The organism is Stenotrophomonas sp. DDT-1 (assembly GCF_001580555.1).
GTDB lineage: Bacteria > Pseudomonadota > Gammaproteobacteria > Xanthomonadales > Xanthomonadaceae > Stenotrophomonas > Stenotrophomonas sepilia.
Genome location: NZ_LEKR01000045.1, coordinates 1 through 16,533, shown reverse-complemented (window position 1 = coordinate 16,533; position 16,533 = coordinate 1). Strand labels below are relative to the sequence as shown.

Here is a 16,533-nt window from a genome sequence, read left to right as displayed (position 1 = left end):
CGACCAAGGTCGACACCCACCAACGGCCGCGGGAAACTGTCGAAGGTGGGGCGGTGTCTGATTGCGGGGTGTCAGCCGCATGGATGCGGCTGCCAAGCCTACAGGGACGTACTTGCGGCGTCCCCGCAATCCGACACCGCCCCACCAAACCACGAATCACCCCAGAGCCGGCTGTTGCCTTTGACGTTGCACTGGCTTGCAGCGGGTGCAGGGCGCAGCCCTGCCGAACCCCTACCCCTCGCTCCGGGGTAAACTAGCCGGATGGCTTCCCGTCCCGCGCACGACCTGCTTCAACGCGTCTTTGGTTACGACGATTTCCGTGGTCCGCAGCAGGACATCGTGGAGCATGTGGCTGCTGGTCACGACGCCCTGGTGCTGATGCCCACCGGCGGCGGCAAATCGCTGTGCTACCAGGTCCCGGCCCTGCTGCGTGACGGTTGCGGCATCGTCATCTCGCCGCTGATCGCACTGATGCAGGACCAGGTCGAAGCCCTGCGCCAGCTCGGCGTGCGCGCCGAGTACCTGAATTCAACCCTGGACGCCGAGACCGCCGGCCGCGTCGAGCGCGAGCTGCTCGCCGGCGAACTGGACATGCTGTATGTCGCCCCTGAGCGGCTGCTGACCGGGCGTTTCCTGTCGCTGCTGTCGCGCAGCCAGATCGCCCTGTTCGCCATCGACGAAGCACACTGCGTGTCGCAGTGGGGCCATGACTTCCGCCCCGAATATCGCCAGTTGACCGTGCTGCACGAGCGTTGGCCGCAGATCCCGCGGATCGCGCTGACCGCCACCGCCGATCCGCCGACCCAGCGCGAGATCGCCGAGCGCCTCGATCTGCAGGAAGCGCGCCATTTTGTCAGTTCCTTCGACCGCCCCAACATCCGCTACACCGTGGTGCAGAAGGACAACGCCCGCAAGCAGCTGACCGACTTCCTGCGCGGCCACCGTGGCGAGGCCGGCATCGTCTACTGCATGTCGCGGCGCAAGGTCGAGGAGACCGCTGAATTCCTCTGCGGCCAGGGCTTCAACGCCCTGCCCTACCATGCCGGCCTGCCGCCGGAAGTGCGCGCCGGCAACCAGCGCCGCTTCCTGCGCGAGGACGGCATCGTGATGTGTGCCACCATCGCCTTCGGCATGGGCATCGACAAGCCGGACGTGCGTTTCGTCGCGCACACCGACCTGCCCAAGTCGATGGAGGGCTACTACCAGGAAACCGGACGCGCAGGCCGCGATGGCGAAGCCGCCGAGGCCTGGCTGTGCTACGGCCTGGGTGATGTGGTACTGCTCAAGCAGATGATCGAGCAGTCCGAGGCGGGCGAAGAGCGCAAGCAGCTGGAGCGGGCCAAGCTCGACCATCTGCTGGGCTACTGCGAATCAATGCAGTGCCGCCGCCAGGTGCTGCTGGCCGGCTTCGGCGAAAGCTACCCCCAACCGTGCGGCAACTGCGACAACTGCCTGACGCCACCGGCCTCGTGGGACGCGACCATACCGGCACAGAAGGCGCTGAGCTGCGTCTACCGCAGCGGCCAGCGCTTCGGTGTCGGCCACCTGATCGACATCCTGCGCGGCAGCGAGAACGAGAAGGTGAGGCAGCAGGGCCACGACAAGCTGAGCACTTATGCCATCGGCCGCGACCTGGATGCACGCACCTGGCGCAGCGTGTTCCGCCAGCTGGTCGCCGCCAGCCTGCTGGAAGTGGACAGCGAGGGCCACGGCGGCCTGCGCCTGACCGATGCCAGCCGCGACGTGCTGACCGGCCGCCGCCAGATCAGCATGCGCCGCGACCCGGCCAGCAGCAGCGGACGCGAGCGCAGTGCGCAGCGCACCGGCCTGTCGGTACTGCCGCAGGACCTGGCCCTGTTCAACGCGCTGCGCGGCCTGCGCGCCGAACTGGCCCGGGAACAGAACGTACCGGCGTTCGTGATCTTCCACGACAGCACCCTGCGCAACATCGCCGAGCGGCGCCCGACCAGCCTGGACGAACTGGCCCGGGTCGGCGGCATCGGCGGTACCAAGCTGAGCCGCTATGGCCCGCGCCTGGTCGAGATCGTGCGTGAAGAAGGGTAGTGCCGGGCCAACCGTGCGCTGGTACCCCTGTAGAGCCGAGCCCACGCTCGGCTACCGTTCCCGCAGAAGCAGCCGAGCGTGGGCTCGGCTCTACATTGGTGCAGGTCCAACCTTGAACCGGCCATTCAGCCGGAAGTGCATCCACAGCCGCTTGCGGCTAGATTAGCGCCATGTCCCTCGCCTCGACCCTGCTCCGTGTCGTGCTCATGCTCAGCCTGTTGCTCAACGGGCTGAACGCGGCCATGGCCCGTGGTCACGAAGAAACGGGGCGGATGGCCCACGCCGCAGCCGCTGCTGTTGATGGCGGCACTGCCGACTGCCACCACCACGCCGGCATGCAGGCCGACCCGGCCCCGCAGGCCAAGGCCCCGGCCCACGACGCCCACTGCCAGATCAAGGACTGCGTGCGCAGCTGCGCCCAGCACCCGCTGCTGGTGGTGCAGCCGTTGCCGTTCATGGCCGGACCGGCACTGTCGCTGGCCCCGCAGCCGATGCCGGCCACCGGCCGGCCGGCGCCGCCGCTGCCGCCGATCTCACGCCCTCCCATCGGCTGATTCCACACGCACCGTGCGCCCTGCGCACCGCAGCCGGCCGCCTGCCGGCGTCTTTACGTGTCTGGAGTCACCACCATGAATACCCGCATCCCCCGCGGTCCGGGCGCTGTGCCCATGCCGTCGCGCCGCCTGTTCGTACAGGGCCTGGCCGCCGGTGGCGTGGTTGCCGGCATCGCCGCTGTCGGCGTGCCGCAGCGCGCGCTCGCCGCCGCCACTGCCGCCCCACGCCTGGCCGGCGCCCCCGCCGTGCTCAGCGACACCCGCATCGAACTGGCCATCGGCGAATCGCTGGCCAACTTCACTGGCCGCACCCGTCCTGCGATCACCGTCAACGGCTCGCTGCCCGCACCGATCCTGCGCTGGCGTGAAGGCCAGACCGTGGATCTGTTCGTGCGCAACACCCTGGACCGCCACCCGACCTCGATCCACTGGCACGGCATCCTGCTGCCGGCCAACATGGACGGCGTGCCCGGCCTGAGCTTCAACGGCATAGGCCCCGGTGAGACCTACCACTACCACTTCGAGCTGAAGCAGTCGGGCACCTACTGGTACCACAGCCACTCGATGTTCCAGGAACAGGCCGGCCTGTACGGCGCGCTGATCATCGATCCCGCCGAGCCGGCGCCGTACCGGCACGACCGCGAGCACGTGATCATGCTGTCCGACTGGACCGACATGGACCCAGGCGCCCTGTTCCGCCGCATGAAGAAGCTGGCGGCGTACGACAACTACTACATGCGCACGCTGCCGGATTTCCTGCGTGACGTGAAGCGCGATGGCTGGTCGGCAGCGCTGTCCGACCGTGGCATGTGGGGCCGGATGCGGATGACGCCCACCGACCTGTCCGACGTCAATGCCAATACCTACACCTACCTGATGAACGGCACCGCCCCGGCCGGCAACTGGACCGGCCTGTTCCGCAGTGGCGAAAAGGTGCTGCTGCGCTTCATCAACGGTGGGTCGATGACCTACTTCGACGTGCGCATCCCCGGTCTGAAGATGACCGTGGTCGCCGCCGACGGCCAGTACATCCACCCGGTGAGCATCGATGAGTTCCGCATCGCGCCGGCCGAAACCTACGACGTGCTGGTGGAACCGACCGGGCAGGACGCGTTCACCATCTTCTGCCAGGACATGGGCCGCACCGGCTACGCCGCCGGCACGCTGGCGGTGCGCCACGGCCTGCAGGCGCCGATTCCCGAGCGCGACCCGCGCGTGCTGCTGACCATGGCCGACATGGGCCATGGCATGGGCAGTGGTGGCCATGGTGGCCACGACATGGCCGCGATGAAGGGCATGGAAGGCGGCTGCGGCGCCAGCATGGGCCACGGGGCACAGGCTGGCGCCGATACCGCCAGCAAGGCGCCAAAGCACCCGGCCAGCGAACGCAACAACCCGCTGGTGGACATGCAGAGCTCAGCCACCGAACCAAAGCTGGACGACCCCGGCATCGGCCTGCGCGACAACGGTCGCCAGGTACTCACCTACGGCGCGATGCGCAGCCTGTTCGAGGATCCCGATGGCCGCGAGCCAAGCCGCGAGATCGAGCTGCACCTGACCGGCCATATGGAGAAGTTCTCCTGGTCATTCGATGGCATCCCGTTCGCCAGCGCCGAACCGCTGCGGCTGAACTACGGCGAGCGCATGCGCATCGTGCTGGTCAACGACACCATGATGCAGCACCCGATCCACCTGCACGGCGTTTGGAGCGATCTGGAAAACGCACAGGGCGAGTTCCAGCTGCGCAAACACACCATCGACATGCCACCCGGCACCCGCCGCAGCTACCGCGTGCGCGCCGATGCGCTCGGCCGCTGGGCCTACCACTGCCATCTGCTGTACCACATGGAAGCGGGCATGATGCGCGAAGTGAGGATCGAAGAATGAGCCGCTCACTGCTTTCCCCCAGCCTGCTGGCCCTGGGCCTGGCCGCCGCATTGCCGGTGTTCGCGCAGTCGCATGCCGGGCATGACATGGCCGCGATGGATCCGACCGCGAAAACCGCGAAGTCTGCCAAGGCGCCGGTCGAACAGGTCGATCATTCGAAGATGGACATGGGCGCGGCGGATCACGCCGGCATGGGCCACTCCACGATGGACCACTCGAAGAGGGACCATTCACAGATGGACCACGAGGCGATGGGTCACGGCACGCCTGCACCGATCGAACCGCGCGAGCCGATCCCGGTTCCCACCGATGCCGACCGCGCTGCCGCATTCCCACCGATCGCGCACGGTGCGATGGAGCATGCACCGCAGATCAACAGCCTGCTGCTGATCGATCGCCTCGAACACTGGGACGGCAAGAACAGCACCGGCCAGGCCTGGGAGGCCACCGGCTGGATCGGTGGCAACATCAACCGCCTGTGGCTGCGCACCGATGGCGAACGCAGCCGCGGCCGCACGGAATCTTCGTCACTGGAAGCACTGTATGGTCGCAGCGTATCGCCGTGGTGGGACGTGCTGGTCGGCGTGCGCCAGGACTTCCGGCCGGCCGACTCGCGCACCTGGGCGGCCATCGGCATCCAGGGCCTGGCGCCGTACAAGTTCGAGAGCTCGGCCACGCTGTACATGGGTTCTGGCGGCCAGCTGCTGGCCAAGGCCGAGGTCGAGTACGACGTACTGCTGACCAACCGCCTGATCCTGCAGCCGCTGCTGGAAGCCACCATCGCAGCCAAGGATGAACCGGAGTACGGCATTGGTCGCGGACTGAACAAGGTCGAAGCCGGGTTGCGCCTGCGTTATGAGTTCAGCCGCCGTTTCGCGCCGTACATCGGCATCAGCCACGAGCGCACGTTTGGCGACACCGCCGACTACGCCGGTGACCACGCGCGCGACACGCGTTGGGTGGCCGGCGTTCGCATGTGGTTCTGATCAGCGGATTGTGAGCAACCGCCAGCCCCGGCAAACGCCGGGGCCGGCTACACTGCGCCACGTTCCAATGCAGGCTCCGCCATGTCGCTGCAGATCCGCCGCGCCACCCTGGCCGATGTCGATGCGCTGTCGGCCATCGCCATCACCACCTACAACGAAACCTGGGGCGACTCGTATCCGGCGCAGGAGCTGCAGGATTTCCTGCAGGCGCACTACAGCAGCGAACCGCAGCGCGCCGAACTGTCCGACCCGCGCAGCGCGATCTGGCTGCTGATGGACGGCGACAACGTGGTCGGCTACCTGGCTGCCGGTGCCAACACCCTGCCGCATGCCGAGGCCTGCGAAGGCGACATCGAACTGAAGCGCTTCTACATCCTGGCCGACTACCAGAACGGCGGCCACGGCGCGCGCCTGATGGACGCGTTCATGGCCTGGCTGGACCAGCCGCAGCGCCGCACCCTGTGGGTGGGCGTCTGGGAGGAGAACTTCGGCGCGCAGCGCTTCTACACGCGCTACGGCTGCAGCAAGGTCGGCGAGTACGACTTCATCGTCGGGGATACGCGCGACCGCGAGTTCATCCTGCGCCGGCCGTGATCATGCGGCCCCTGTAGAGTCGAGCCATGCTCGACTGCTTTGGCAATAGCCAGTCGAGCATGGCTCGACTCTACCAAAGCGAAGCGCCTAGAAGTCGAACAACTCCGACAGGAAGCTGTCCTTCTTCTTTTTCTTGTACCCATGGCCGTACTGCTGGCCCCGGTTGTCCTCGTAGCGCTGGCCGAGGTGGCGGGTATCGCGATGCATCACCGGCGGCGGCGCAGCGGCCGGCTGTGCCTGCACAGGGGCGGGCGGCGGCACCGCAGCACCGGCGCCGGCACGTTCGATGATCTTGTCCAGCTCGCCACGATCCAGCCAGACACCACGGCAGCCAGGGCAATAGTCGATTTCGATGCCATGGCGTTCGGCCATCTGCAGGGTCTGGGTCTTGCACACGGGGCACAGCATCGGCATTGCTCCTCTCGGTCTGGTTTCGACTCTACCTGCCCTGTGATGACTGTGCGGCAACACATGACCGATGGCACAGGGACTTCCGGCGCGTGCCAGCGTGCCCAGCGGCCTTCCACACTGCACGCTGGTTCCGCAGGGAGTGCGTGCATGACCGTCCTGTCCCGCCTGCCCAACGCCGCGCGCCTGCTGCTGGTGCTGCTCGGCGTCGGCGTTGGCCTCAATCTGCGCGATGTCGCTGCGGCCGCAGGCGCGCCGATTCCCGCCTTGCCCATGCCATACGGCGGCAGCCTGCTGGACAACGCACTGGCCGTGCTGCTGGCACTGCTGCTGGCCGCACTGCTGCGACCCCGTGGCACGGGCCTGTCGGACAGCCTGGGGCTGCGCGGCAACGGCTGGAGCGGCCCGATGTGGGTACTGCTGGCCAGCCTGCCCTGCTGGCTGGGCCTGGCGCTGCTGGGCACGCCCAACACCGCACTGACCACCCTGGATGCAACGATGCTCGCCGTGCTGTTCCCACTGGCCGAGGAAGTGCTGTTCCGCGGCCTCGGCTTCGTGCTGCTGGTGAAGCTCATGCGCGGGCCATGGCCCCTGCTCGCGCTGCCGCAGGCGCTGCTGTTCGGCTGGGTGCACTGGCTGGGTTTCGGCGGGTTCGACGGTGGCGGACTCGCGCTGTTCGTCGGGGCGGTGATCGCCCTGGGCGGCTTCATCTTCGCCTGGCTCGACCACCTCGACGGTGACACCTTGTGGTGCGGCCTGGTCCTGCACGTGTCGATGAACCTGGCCTGGAACGTGTTCAGCCTTGATGACGCCGTTGCACTGGGCTGGCAGGCCACCAGCCTGCGTATCGGCACCGCGCTGCTGGCGCTGGCGGTGCTGGCCTGGCAGGTGCGCCGCCGGCAGCAGCATCGGCTGTAACGCCCACTTAGCCTGCCGTGCACGCCGGGATCACCCCCGGCTTGCGCATACTTGCGCGCCTTTTGCTCCCCTGTTGTCCGGAGTTGCCGCGTCATGTTGCTGTCCAAGCGCTTTGTGGAACCGCGCGTCCTGCTGATCGAGGACGCCGAGGAAACCCAGGAGCTCAGCCGCCTCGCCCTGGAAAGCCAGGCCTGCCAGGTCACCGCTGTCAGCAGTGCCGAGGCCGCGCTGGGCCTGCTCAACGCCGGCGAGCCGTTCGACCTGCTGTTCACCGACGTCTGCCTGGGCGGCATCAGCGGCATCGAAACCGCCAACCGCGTGCGCGAGCACCTGCCGCAGCTGCCGATCCTGGTCACCTCCGGCATGGACCAGCATCATGTGCTGCCGCAGCTGCGCGCCGGCATCCACTTCCTGCCCAAGCCGTACAGCATGAGCGAGCTGCTCGATGCCATCCGCCTGTGCTTCCGCCATGCAGCGGATGCCACGTTGATGCCGCCGCCGCAGGCCAGCGCGGCCTGAGGCAATCATTCACGCATGGCGTGGATTGAACCTGCAATCAACCGCTACTGTACGGTCCGGTACCTGGGAACACCTTCAGCAGCGCGCGGGTGATCATGTCCGGATACACGGTGAAGTGATCCTCGTCATCGATCACCATGTTGTCCACCGTCAACGAGCGCCCGCTGGCGCGCAGCTGCTCGGCGAATTCGGCGTTGTGGCGCAGCATGTCGTTGCGGGTGAAATAGCGCGGCTCCGGCTTCACCGTTTCGAAGCTGCCGATCGACAGCACCACCGTGGTCGGCTGCGTGGGCGCCTTGGCCTCGGCCTGCATGCGCGGCACCCGATGGTTGTCGAACCACAGCGACGGGCTTGACAGGATGTAGCTGTGAAACATGTCCGGGCGCGTGGTCAGCACGTAGGCACCGAACAAGCCACCATAGGAATGACCGGCATAGGCGCGCCGCGCCGGATCGGTGCGGTAGCGCGCATCGATCATCGGCAGCACCTGCTCAGCGAGGAAATCGCGGTAGTGCGCCGCGCCGCCGTAGCTGACGTCGTCGCTGTAGTCACGCGGATCGGTGCGCGCCGGATCGCTGGGCGTGTAATCGCGCGAGCGGCTCTGCTTGGACGTCAGGCCTTCCTGCGGCGGCAGCCCGACCAGGATGAAATCCTCCAGGTTGACACCCTTCTGGCCCACCAGGTTGCGCACGCTGCGCACCAGCGGGAAGCTGTACAGCGCGTCGGTCACGTACAGCACCGGATAGTGCTTTTCCGGATGTGCGGCGTAGTCGGCCGGCAACGCCACCCAGACCGGATAATCGCGGCCGATCGGATCGTGCACGCGCAGCGCTTCGGTATCCGGCAGCACCACGCCCGACACTGCGGCGGCCGGGCTCTCCTTCGCTTCACTCTGCGCTGCCGGCGGCGCCACCGACATCGCACAGCCACTCACGGCCAGGCAGGCCGCCACACTCCATCCACGCATACGCTGCATCCACAGGCTCCCATTGCGGGCGGCGCACCGGATGGCGCCGCTGCCGCATCCTTGCATGGTGCGCAACCCGCTGCCAGTGCGGTCAGGGCGAGGCCGGCGGCGCCGGGAACAGTGTGCGCAGCGCCTGCAGTGCGGCTGGATGATAGATCGTAGCGTGGGTTTCTTCCGGCAACGGCAGGTACTTCACCAGCGGCGACGGCGAAGCCTGCTGCAGCAACTCGGCCAGTCGTGCAGTGGATGCGGCCAGCTCCGGCTGCCCACTGCTGGCCAGGAACACGTGCGGCTGCGCACGCGTCACCGCAGGCAACTGCTTGGCCACTCCGGCCAGCATCGCGCCGCGGTTCCACCACAGGCTGGGATCCAGCGCGATGTAGCTGTTGAACAGCATCGGCTCCTGCAGCAGTGTTTCCACCACGAACAGGCCGGCCAGCGACTCGCCGATCAGTGCGCGCTCGTCGGTGGTCGGGTAGCGCTGGCGGACCTGCGGCATCAGTTCATCGCGCAGGAACGCGCGGTAGGCCGCCGAACCACCGATGCGCGGTGCGATCTTCTGGTCCTGCGGATCGCTGCTGGGGCCGGTCATGTCGCGGCGGCGCTCGGTGTTCTCGATGCCGACCAGCAGGAACGGGCGCATGCTGCCGTTGCCGGTCAGCACCTGCACCAGTCCTGCCACGTGCAGGAAGTCCTCACCGATGCCGCCGTCGGGCATGTAGATCACCGGCAGCGGCGCCTTCGGGTCCAGGCCCCAGGGCTGCGGGCGGTAGACATTGATGCGGCGGGTTTCACCCAGCGCCTTCGATTCGATGGTGAAGGTTTCGCCGATCACCAGCGGGGTTGCGGCCGCTGATTGTGCGGTCGGCGCCGGTTCGGCGGCCATCAACGGCGCGACGGAGACGGCGGACAACAACAGCGACAGCATGATCAAGCGCATGACGGGCCCCTTTCTCGGAAAGACGCTGAGCATAGCGTCAAGGCCAGGGTGGCGACTCCGCATGTCTGCACGTGTACAACGGCGCTGCGCGATGCTTGACGCGCCTCGAAGAATGGCTGGCATCCGGGTGCTACCCTGCATCGTTTCCTGCAAGGGGTTCGGATATGGGAAGTTTCAGCATCTGGCACTGGATCATCCTTCTGGCCGTGGTTCTCATCCCGGTCGGCATCGCTGCTGTCATCGCAGCGATTGTTCTCAAGCGAAGGTAGTACCTTCTCAGCTGCGGCATCCATTGTTTGCAGGGGGCTGCGCTGCGCCGCAAGCCATCAGCGCGTGGCCCGAACCTCCGGTTCTGCGGGACGGCCAGGCGTCGCGCGCAGCCGTGCAAGCCAACCCGATGCACTGGCCGGTCCGGTGCCGCCCCAGGACTGGACCGGGTAAGTACAATGCGCGGCAGCAATGGAGAAAAGATGAGCCAGCACGCCAGTCCACACCGCTTTCTGTCGCTGCAAGTTCTACGCGGCGTCGCAGCACTGGCCGTGGTCGTGTTCCATCTTCGGGGCGTCGAGATCAAATATCTGCCTGGCGAGGGGATCCTTGACGGGGTCGGGCGCTACGCGGACGCCGGCGTGGATCTGTTCTTTGTGTTGTCCGGCTTCGTCATGACCACCCTTACCGCCGGTCGTGAGGGAGGGATTGCCGCCGCCGGCACCTTTCTGATCCGGCGTGCGTGGCGAGTGCTGCCGCCGTACTGGATATTCACTACGGTGGTGGTGGTGTTGATGGCCCTGGTCCCGACGATGGTGAACTCTTCTTACCACGACCAGAGCATACTGGCCTCCTATCTGTTGATCCCGCATCAGCAACTGCCAGTGTTGACGGTAGGGTGGACTCTTGTGCACGAGGCCTACTTCTATCTGATGTTCGCCGTGGCGATCGCCTTCGTCCCGGCTCGAGCCCTGACCACGTTCCTGCTCGGGTGGGCCGCTCTGATCGGCGTCGCCCATCTGTTTGCACCGGCGGCCACTTCGCCAGCCCATGTGCTGGTCATCAATCCGCTCACCTTCGAATTCATTGCGGGTGCGCTGCTGGGCCTGCACTGGCGCTACCTTCCGCGCAGCCTTGGTTGGCCCTTGGCACTTGGCGGGGGAGCACTCGCGGTGGCCGCAGCCAGTCTTCTGTCCACCGAAGGCCCGTCGATCATGCCGGTGTGGACCCGGGTCATGCTGTTTGGCACGGCCAGCGCGCTCCTTGTCGCCGGGGCAGTGCTGATCGAAGCGCGTGCACGGCGAGCGCCACCGAACAGCCTGATCCTGTTGGGCGATACGTCCTATGCTCTGTACCTGTCCCATATCTTCGTGATCTCGGTCGCCGGCCGCCTATGGTCGATGCTGCTGCCCACAGGTGCCTGGTGGAATCACGGCCTCTTCGTCGCTGCGACCCTGCTGGCGTGCTGCGTGGTCGGCTATCTGGTGCATCGCGTGGTCGAGCGGCCGTTGCTGCTGTTGCCGCAACGGATGGCACAGCGCGGGCTCAGCAGGCCTGCATAGATCCAGGCCTTGCCGGGGGCGCCCGTGAAAGTGTCGTCTTTGAATCGTCACTGACGGCACGCACAGCGAATGGCATACAAAGCCAGCACGACACGTGCGCGCGTTCTCCATTGATGGCGGACGCGGAACTCGCCTCATGCCCCTCCGTTCGGGCCGGGTCATCCGCATTCCGCGCTTTGCGCCTTGTCTGACCCCAGCCGCCGCACGCCGGACGCCGGACGCCGAAGCAGGAACACTGCTCCATGATCCGGGCCATGCTCGGCCTGGTCCCTTCTCGGACCCATCCAGACTTGCAAGGAGGTTCACATGCTGGACCGCGCTGGCCGCCGGCTCGCCAACCTACGCCGATTGCCTGCTTGGCAACATCCAACCCGGGTTGTCCGACCGTGCGGTACAACTGATACAGCAGGCATGTGCTGCGAAGAATCCGGAGAGCCTTGCCGCAGCGATGGAACTGGAACGCAGGTTCAGTGAACAGCGGCAGGCCGAGTTCGCGGCGGCCCAGGCGCAGGCGGCACGTTCTGCAGATGCGGCCGCAACCGCTGCAAAGCAAGTCTCCGACGCGGCGGCCGCCAAAACGACGGCGGTAGGGACGCAGTAACGGCGGCGAACAGGTGCAACAGAAAAAGCGCCGCCAAGCGGTGCCTTTTTGAATGACTTGAGTCATTGACCGCAATGGTGGGCCGTGAAGGATTCGAACCTTCGACCAAAAGATTAAAAGTCTTCTGCTCTACCGACTGAGCTAACGGCCCATTGCACTGCCCCAGCCTTTCGGCGGGGTGGGCATTCTACCCTACTTTGCCGGGCCGGGTGAAACCCTGGTGCGTCGAGGTTGCCAGCCAGCGGCCGGCACTACCCGATCTGGACCGCCGGCTTAAACCTTCCGGGCCGTCGTCGCATCCCATCTGTGATCCTTCCCCGGAGCCACGGATGCGCCTGCCCCTCTGCCTCATTGCCGCCCTGCTGCTGCCCTGCGCGGCACTGGCCGCCCCGCCCCAGGTCGTCACCGACGACATCGGCCGCTTCTGGGCCACCTATGACGCGGTGCGCGCCGAGCCCGACGTTGACCGCCAGGTCGCACTCGTGCAGGAGCGCTACATCGATCCAGGCAGCCCCGGCCTGCATGCGCTGATGCAGGTCCGCAACTACACCGCCCGCGAATACGCCGAGGCCATGCGTGCGTGGCCGCGCTTCTGGACGTCGGTTCGGCCGTTGACCGCCAACGCGCAGCAGGCCAGCGCCACCCTGGAACGGGATCTTTCCAAATTCCGGGCGCTCTACCCGGCCTTGCGCCCGGCCACCATCACCTACGCAGTCGGTGTGCTGCGCACCGGCGGTACCACGCTGGACGACAAGGTGCTGATCGGCGCGGAGATGGCGCTCGGCGATGAGCGCGTGGACGTGAGCGAGCTGCCCGAGCCGATGCGCAGCCGCCTGCGGATCTTCTACGACAGCCGCCCCGGTGCGAACAACGCGCAGAACAACCTGCACGAATACGTGCATACCCAGCAGCGCGAGACCACCGGCAGCCTAGCCCAGTACGCGATACGCGAAGGCGTGGCCGAATACGTGGCAGAGCGCATCAGCGGGCGCCGCCCGGCGTTGCCGCTGTACACCTATGGGCCCGCGCACGAAGCGGAAATCCGCGCGCGCTTCCGTGCGGAGATGCACGGGGACAACCTGGACAACTGGCTGTACAACAGCGCGCGCAATCCGTTCGGGGTGAGTGACCTGGGCTACTACGCCGGCTACCGCATTGCGCAGGAGTACATGCGCCAGCAGGCCGATGAGAGAGCCGGCATCGCGCGGATGATCGAGCTGGACTATGCCGATCCGAATGCGGTGCGGGCGTTTATTGAAGCGTCGGGGTGGTTGCAGCAGCGGTAGCGCCGGGACAGAGAGTGCGAACCAACGGTTCGCACCCACCAGGGAGACATTCGCACCCACGGGGATGCCGGCCAGCGGCCGGCACTACCGGAAGCGGTCAGGCGTACCGCGTCGGGTCCGGCACGCCGGCCTCGGCGAAGCCCTGCGCGCGCAGGCGGCAGGCGTCGCAGTGGCCGCAGGCGGCGCCGTTGGCGTCGGCGTTGTAGCAGGACACGGTCAGGCCGAAGTCCACGCCCAGGCGCACGCCTTCGCTGACGATCTGGCCCTTGCTGAGGAACTGCAGCGGGGCATGCACCTTGATGCCGGCGCCTTCCACGCCCGACTTTGTGGCCAGGTTGGCCAGCGCCTGGAACGCGGCCACGAACTCGGGGCGGCAGTCCGGGTAGCCGGAGTAGTCGACGGCGTTGACGCCGCAGAAGATGTCATTGGCACCGAGCACTTCGGCCCAGCCCAGCGCCAGCGACAGCATGATGGTATTGCGCGCCGGCACGTAGGTGACCGGAATGCCGGCTCCGCCCGCCTCCGGTACGTCGATGTCGTCGGTCAGCGCCGAGCCACCGATGCTGCGCAGGTCCACGTCCACGGTCTTGTGCGCGACCACGCCCTGGGCCTTGGCCACGCGGGCGGCGGCATCCAGTTCGGAGGTGTGGCGCTGGCCGTAGCGCACGCTCAAGGCATGCACGGCAAAGCCCTGTTCCTGGGCCATGGCGATGACGGCGGCTGAATCCATGCCGCCGGAGAGAAGCACGACTGCCTTCTTCATGGGAAATCTTCCGGTTGGGAGGGGAAAGCCAGCACGCTGTCCCGCGCCGGAGCTACATCAGGGAACGCTGCGCCGGCTCATCGGCCCGGCTCGTCGTTCCACAGGATTTTATGCAACTGCATCTGGAAGCGCACCGGCAGCCGGTCTTCGACGATCCAGTCGGCCAACTGCCGCGCGCTGATCTCGCCCTTGCTCGGCGAGAAGAACACGGTGCAACGCTCCACCAGGCCGTGCTCGGCGACCATGGCCTTGGCCCAGTCGTAGTCCTCGCGGTTGCAGATGACGAACTTGATCTGGTCGCGGACGGTCAGCAGCGGCAGGTTTTCCAGGCGATTGCGGGCGGCTTCGGCCGAGCCCGGCGTCTTGATGTCGACCACGCGCGACACGCGCGGGTCCACTGTGCTGACATCCAACGCGCCGGAGGTTTCCAGCGAGACATCCATGCCCGCATCGCACAGCTTCTGCAGCAGCACCAGGCAGCGCTTCTGCGCCAGCGGCTCGCCGCCGGTCACGCAGACGTGGCGGACGCCCTGGGCCAGCACCTCGGCCACGATGTCGTCGATGTCCCACCAGGTGCCGCCGTGGAAGGCATAGGCGGTGTCGCAGTACTGGCAGCGCAGCGGGCAGCCGGTCAGGCGCACGAACACGGTCGGCCAGCCGGCGGTATCGGCCTCGCCCTGCAGCGAGGTGAAGATCTCGGTGATCTTCAGGCGCGGCAGCGGCGACTGCACGATGTCGCTGGGGGTGGCGACGGCGTTTGACGGGGTAACGGCGGTCATGGCGGGTACTTCTTGGTGGGACACGTGGCGGGTGGGCTACCGTGGCCGGTAACGAAAACAGCCGAGCATGGCTCGGCTCTACAACAGCAACCGGACGGGTTTGCTGGTCCGGAAACGAAAGCAGCCGAGCGTGGGCTCGGCTCTACAGGGCACCTATTGTACGCCCGCTCAGCGGATCAGCGGATCTGCTTGCCCAGGCGGATGGACTGCAGACGGTCCTGCGCGGTGCGCGCGGCGTCCGAGCCGGGGTACTGCGCCACGACGGTCTCCAGCGTCTGCTGGGCCTGGTCGACCTTTCCCTCGCCGTACTGCGAGAGGCCGATCTTGAGCAGGCCGCCCGCGGCCTTGTCGTGGGTCGGATAGCGCGAGAGCAGCTCTCGGAACTGGGTCTCGGCCATCGGGAAATTGCGGGTGGCGTAGTAGCTCTCGCCCAGCCAGTACAGCGCATTCGGCGCGTAGACGCCGTTCGGGTACAACTCCAGGAAGCTCAGGAACAGCTGCGCCGAATCGTCGTACCTGCCGGCCTTCAACGCATCGAAGGCAACGTTGTAGGAGGTGCGCTCGTCGCCGGTGGCGGCAAGGCTGCCAGCATCACCATGGACGGAAGGCGGCCGCTCGGAAGTGGCCGCCGCTGCGGGTTTTGCCGGGGCCGGTGCGGCCTTCGGCGCGCTCGCCGGAACGGGCGGCAGGGCCGGGGCGGCGTTGCCCCCTTCCAACCGGTTCAGGCGGCTGTCCAGATCCAGGTACTGATCCTGGGCGGACTGCTTGAGCTGGGCGTTGTCATGCTGCAACTGCTCGATCGAGGCCTGCAGGCTGGTGACCTGCTGCCGCAGCTGATTGATCTGGTTCAACAGGTCCTGGTTGGCACTGTTGTTGTACATCTGCTGCTCGAGCGCGCCGACACGGTCAGCCAGGCTCTGTCGCTGTGCGTGCGCCGGTGCGGCAGCCACAAGGGCTGCCGCAACGACCAGCATCAGTTTGATGCCAATGCGCATGGATTACTGCGCGGTGTAGACGATTTCGACGCGACGGTTCTGCGACCAGCACGACTCGTTCGACTCGGTGCAGACCGGACGCTCTTCACCGTAGGACACGACGGTCAGCTGCGAAGCCGAACCACCGTTGGCCTGCAGGGCCGAGCTGACGCCGTTGCCACGACGCTCACCCAGGGCCTGGTTGTACGCGCGCGAACCGCGCTCGTCGGTGTGGCCCTGCAGGGTGATGCGCGAGGACGGACGGTCACGCAGGTACTTGGCGTGGCACGCCATGATGGCCTGGAATTCCGGCTTCACGTCTTCCTTGTCCAGGTCGAAGTAGACCACGCGCTGGCGCAGGCAAGCGTCGGTGTCCAGGTCGCCCGGGCCGTACAGGCCGGAGGTCGACGGACCGGTCGGGGTGGTGGTCGAGGTGCCGGTGTCGACCGGGGCTGCCGGCTCTTCCTTCACCTTCTTCGAGCAACCGGCCAGGACGGCCACAGACAGCAGGGAAACAAGCAGAACGCGGGTGGACTTGTTCATGGCGATACCTTTGTGGCTCCTAAGCCGATGAGGGGTTCAAGACAACGAAAATATTAACACTCTTTTAGCGCTGGGTACGGTATGGGGACCATGCCGGTTCGCGCACATCACCGTCAGCCAGGACCAGGCGCTGGCGAACCCGCGCATCGGCCGAAACGGCATACAACACACCACGGCCACCTTCGCGGGCGGCGTACAGC

Annotated in this window: 17 protein-coding genes, 1 tRNA gene and 1 pseudogene; 10 read left to right on the top strand and 9 right to left on the bottom strand. The window is 66.7% G+C overall.

The annotated features are described in order from the left end of the window. Positions 1–261: 261 nt before the first annotated feature. The 5 genes from recQ (at position 262) to AB839_RS17505 (ending at position 6,085) form a co-directional block, all read left to right on the top strand. Entirely contained in the window at positions 262–2,064 is a 1,803-nt protein-coding gene (gene recQ, locus AB839_RS17525; protein ID WP_061480343.1) for a DNA helicase RecQ, read from the top strand. 170 nt (positions 2,065–2,234) lie between these two features. After that, complete coding sequence (locus AB839_RS17520) at positions 2,235–2,618, top strand: CopL family metal-binding regulatory protein (RefSeq protein ID WP_061480342.1); 384 nt, start codon at positions 2,235–2,237, stop codon at positions 2,616–2,618. A gap of 75 nt (positions 2,619–2,693) precedes the next feature. Beyond that, complete coding sequence (locus AB839_RS17515; protein WP_061480341.1) at positions 2,694–4,505, top strand: copper resistance system multicopper oxidase; 1,812 nt, start codon at positions 2,694–2,696, stop codon at positions 4,503–4,505. Continuing rightward, entirely contained in the window at positions 4,502–5,491 is a 990-nt protein-coding gene (locus AB839_RS17510; protein ID WP_061480340.1) for a copper resistance protein B, read from the top strand. The genes AB839_RS17515 and AB839_RS17510 overlap by 4 nt, the downstream gene beginning before the upstream one ends. Positions 5,492–5,572: 81 nt before the next feature. Beyond that, positions 5,573–6,085: a GNAT family N-acetyltransferase gene (locus tag AB839_RS17505; protein WP_061480339.1), complete on the top strand. Its 513-nt coding sequence runs from the start codon at positions 5,573–5,575 to the stop codon at positions 6,083–6,085. 87 nt (positions 6,086–6,172) lie between these two features. On the opposite strand, the gene AB839_RS17500 is transcribed toward AB839_RS17505, so the two are convergent. Next, a complete protein-coding gene (locus AB839_RS17500) occupies positions 6,173–6,493 on the bottom strand; it encodes a zf-TFIIB domain-containing protein (protein ID WP_061480338.1) in 321 nt (106 codons plus the stop codon). A gap of 150 nt (positions 6,494–6,643) precedes the next feature. Here AB839_RS17500 and AB839_RS17495 point away from each other — a divergent pair, with 150 nt between their 5' ends. After that, the gene (locus tag AB839_RS17495) at positions 6,644–7,411 is read left to right on the top strand and encodes a CPBP family glutamic-type intramembrane protease (RefSeq protein ID WP_061480337.1); all 768 of its coding nucleotides are present in this window, start codon (positions 6,644–6,646) and stop codon (positions 7,409–7,411) included. A 93-nt stretch (positions 7,412–7,504) separates the two neighbouring features. Continuing rightward, positions 7,505–7,930 carry a response regulator gene (locus AB839_RS17490; RefSeq protein WP_061480336.1) on the top strand — a complete coding sequence of 142 codons (426 nt, stop codon included), beginning with the start codon at positions 7,505–7,507 and terminating at the stop codon, positions 7,928–7,930. 37 nt (positions 7,931–7,967) lie between these two features. Here the strand turns inward: AB839_RS17490 and AB839_RS17485 are convergent, their stop codons facing one another. After that, positions 7,968–8,906, bottom strand: coding sequence for an alpha/beta hydrolase-fold protein (locus AB839_RS17485; protein WP_061480353.1), 939 nt, complete (start codon positions 8,904–8,906; stop codon positions 7,968–7,970). Between the two features lie 82 nt (positions 8,907–8,988). Then, positions 8,989–9,837 carry an alpha/beta hydrolase-fold protein gene (locus AB839_RS17480; protein ID WP_061480335.1) on the bottom strand — a complete coding sequence of 283 codons (849 nt, stop codon included), beginning with the start codon at positions 9,835–9,837 and terminating at the stop codon, positions 8,989–8,991. Positions 9,838–10,307: 470 nt separating this feature from the next. Between AB839_RS17480 and AB839_RS17475 the strand changes: the two genes are divergently transcribed. Together AB839_RS17475 and AB839_RS21985 are read left to right on the top strand one after the other, a co-directional pair. Continuing rightward, positions 10,308–11,387 carry an acyltransferase gene (locus AB839_RS17475; protein WP_061480334.1) on the top strand — a complete coding sequence of 360 codons (1,080 nt, stop codon included), beginning with the start codon at positions 10,308–10,310 and terminating at the stop codon, positions 11,385–11,387. A gap of 136 nt (positions 11,388–11,523) precedes the next feature. Then, a complete protein-coding gene (locus AB839_RS21985; protein ID WP_229298478.1) occupies positions 11,524–11,988 on the top strand; it encodes a hypothetical protein in 465 nt (154 codons plus the stop codon). A gap of 75 nt (positions 11,989–12,063) precedes the next feature. Here the strand turns inward: AB839_RS21985 and AB839_RS17465 are convergent. Then, a tRNA-Lys gene (locus AB839_RS17465) sits at positions 12,064–12,139 on the bottom strand. Between the two features lie 178 nt (positions 12,140–12,317). Between AB839_RS17465 and AB839_RS17460 the strand changes: the two genes are divergently transcribed. Beyond that, positions 12,318–13,274 carry a DUF2268 domain-containing putative Zn-dependent protease gene (locus AB839_RS17460; RefSeq protein WP_061480333.1) on the top strand — a complete coding sequence of 319 codons (957 nt, stop codon included), beginning with the start codon at positions 12,318–12,320 and terminating at the stop codon, positions 13,272–13,274. A 97-nt stretch (positions 13,275–13,371) separates the two neighbouring features. Here AB839_RS17460 and queC read toward each other — a convergent pair whose 3' ends face one another. From queC to AB839_RS21600, 5 genes and pseudogenes are all read right to left on the bottom strand, one after another. Then, a complete protein-coding gene (gene queC / locus AB839_RS17455) occupies positions 13,372–14,037 on the bottom strand; it encodes a 7-cyano-7-deazaguanine synthase QueC (protein WP_061480332.1) in 666 nt (221 codons plus the stop codon). Positions 14,038–14,114: 77 nt separating this feature from the next. After that, positions 14,115–14,816: a 7-carboxy-7-deazaguanine synthase QueE gene (gene queE, locus AB839_RS17450; protein ID WP_061480331.1), complete on the bottom strand. Its 702-nt coding sequence runs from the start codon at positions 14,814–14,816 to the stop codon at positions 14,115–14,117. Between the two features lie 176 nt (positions 14,817–14,992). Further along, a complete protein-coding gene (ybgF, locus tag AB839_RS17445) occupies positions 14,993–15,811 on the bottom strand; it encodes a tol-pal system protein YbgF (protein WP_019660125.1) in 819 nt (272 codons plus the stop codon). 3 nt (positions 15,812–15,814) lie between these two features. Next, entirely contained in the window at positions 15,815–16,333 is a 519-nt protein-coding gene (pal, locus tag AB839_RS17440; protein WP_005418510.1) for a peptidoglycan-associated lipoprotein Pal, read from the bottom strand. Positions 16,334–16,397: 64 nt separating this feature from the next. Beyond that, a pseudogene (locus tag AB839_RS21600) lies at positions 16,398–16,533 on the bottom strand (Tol-Pal system protein TolB); the annotation flags it as partial.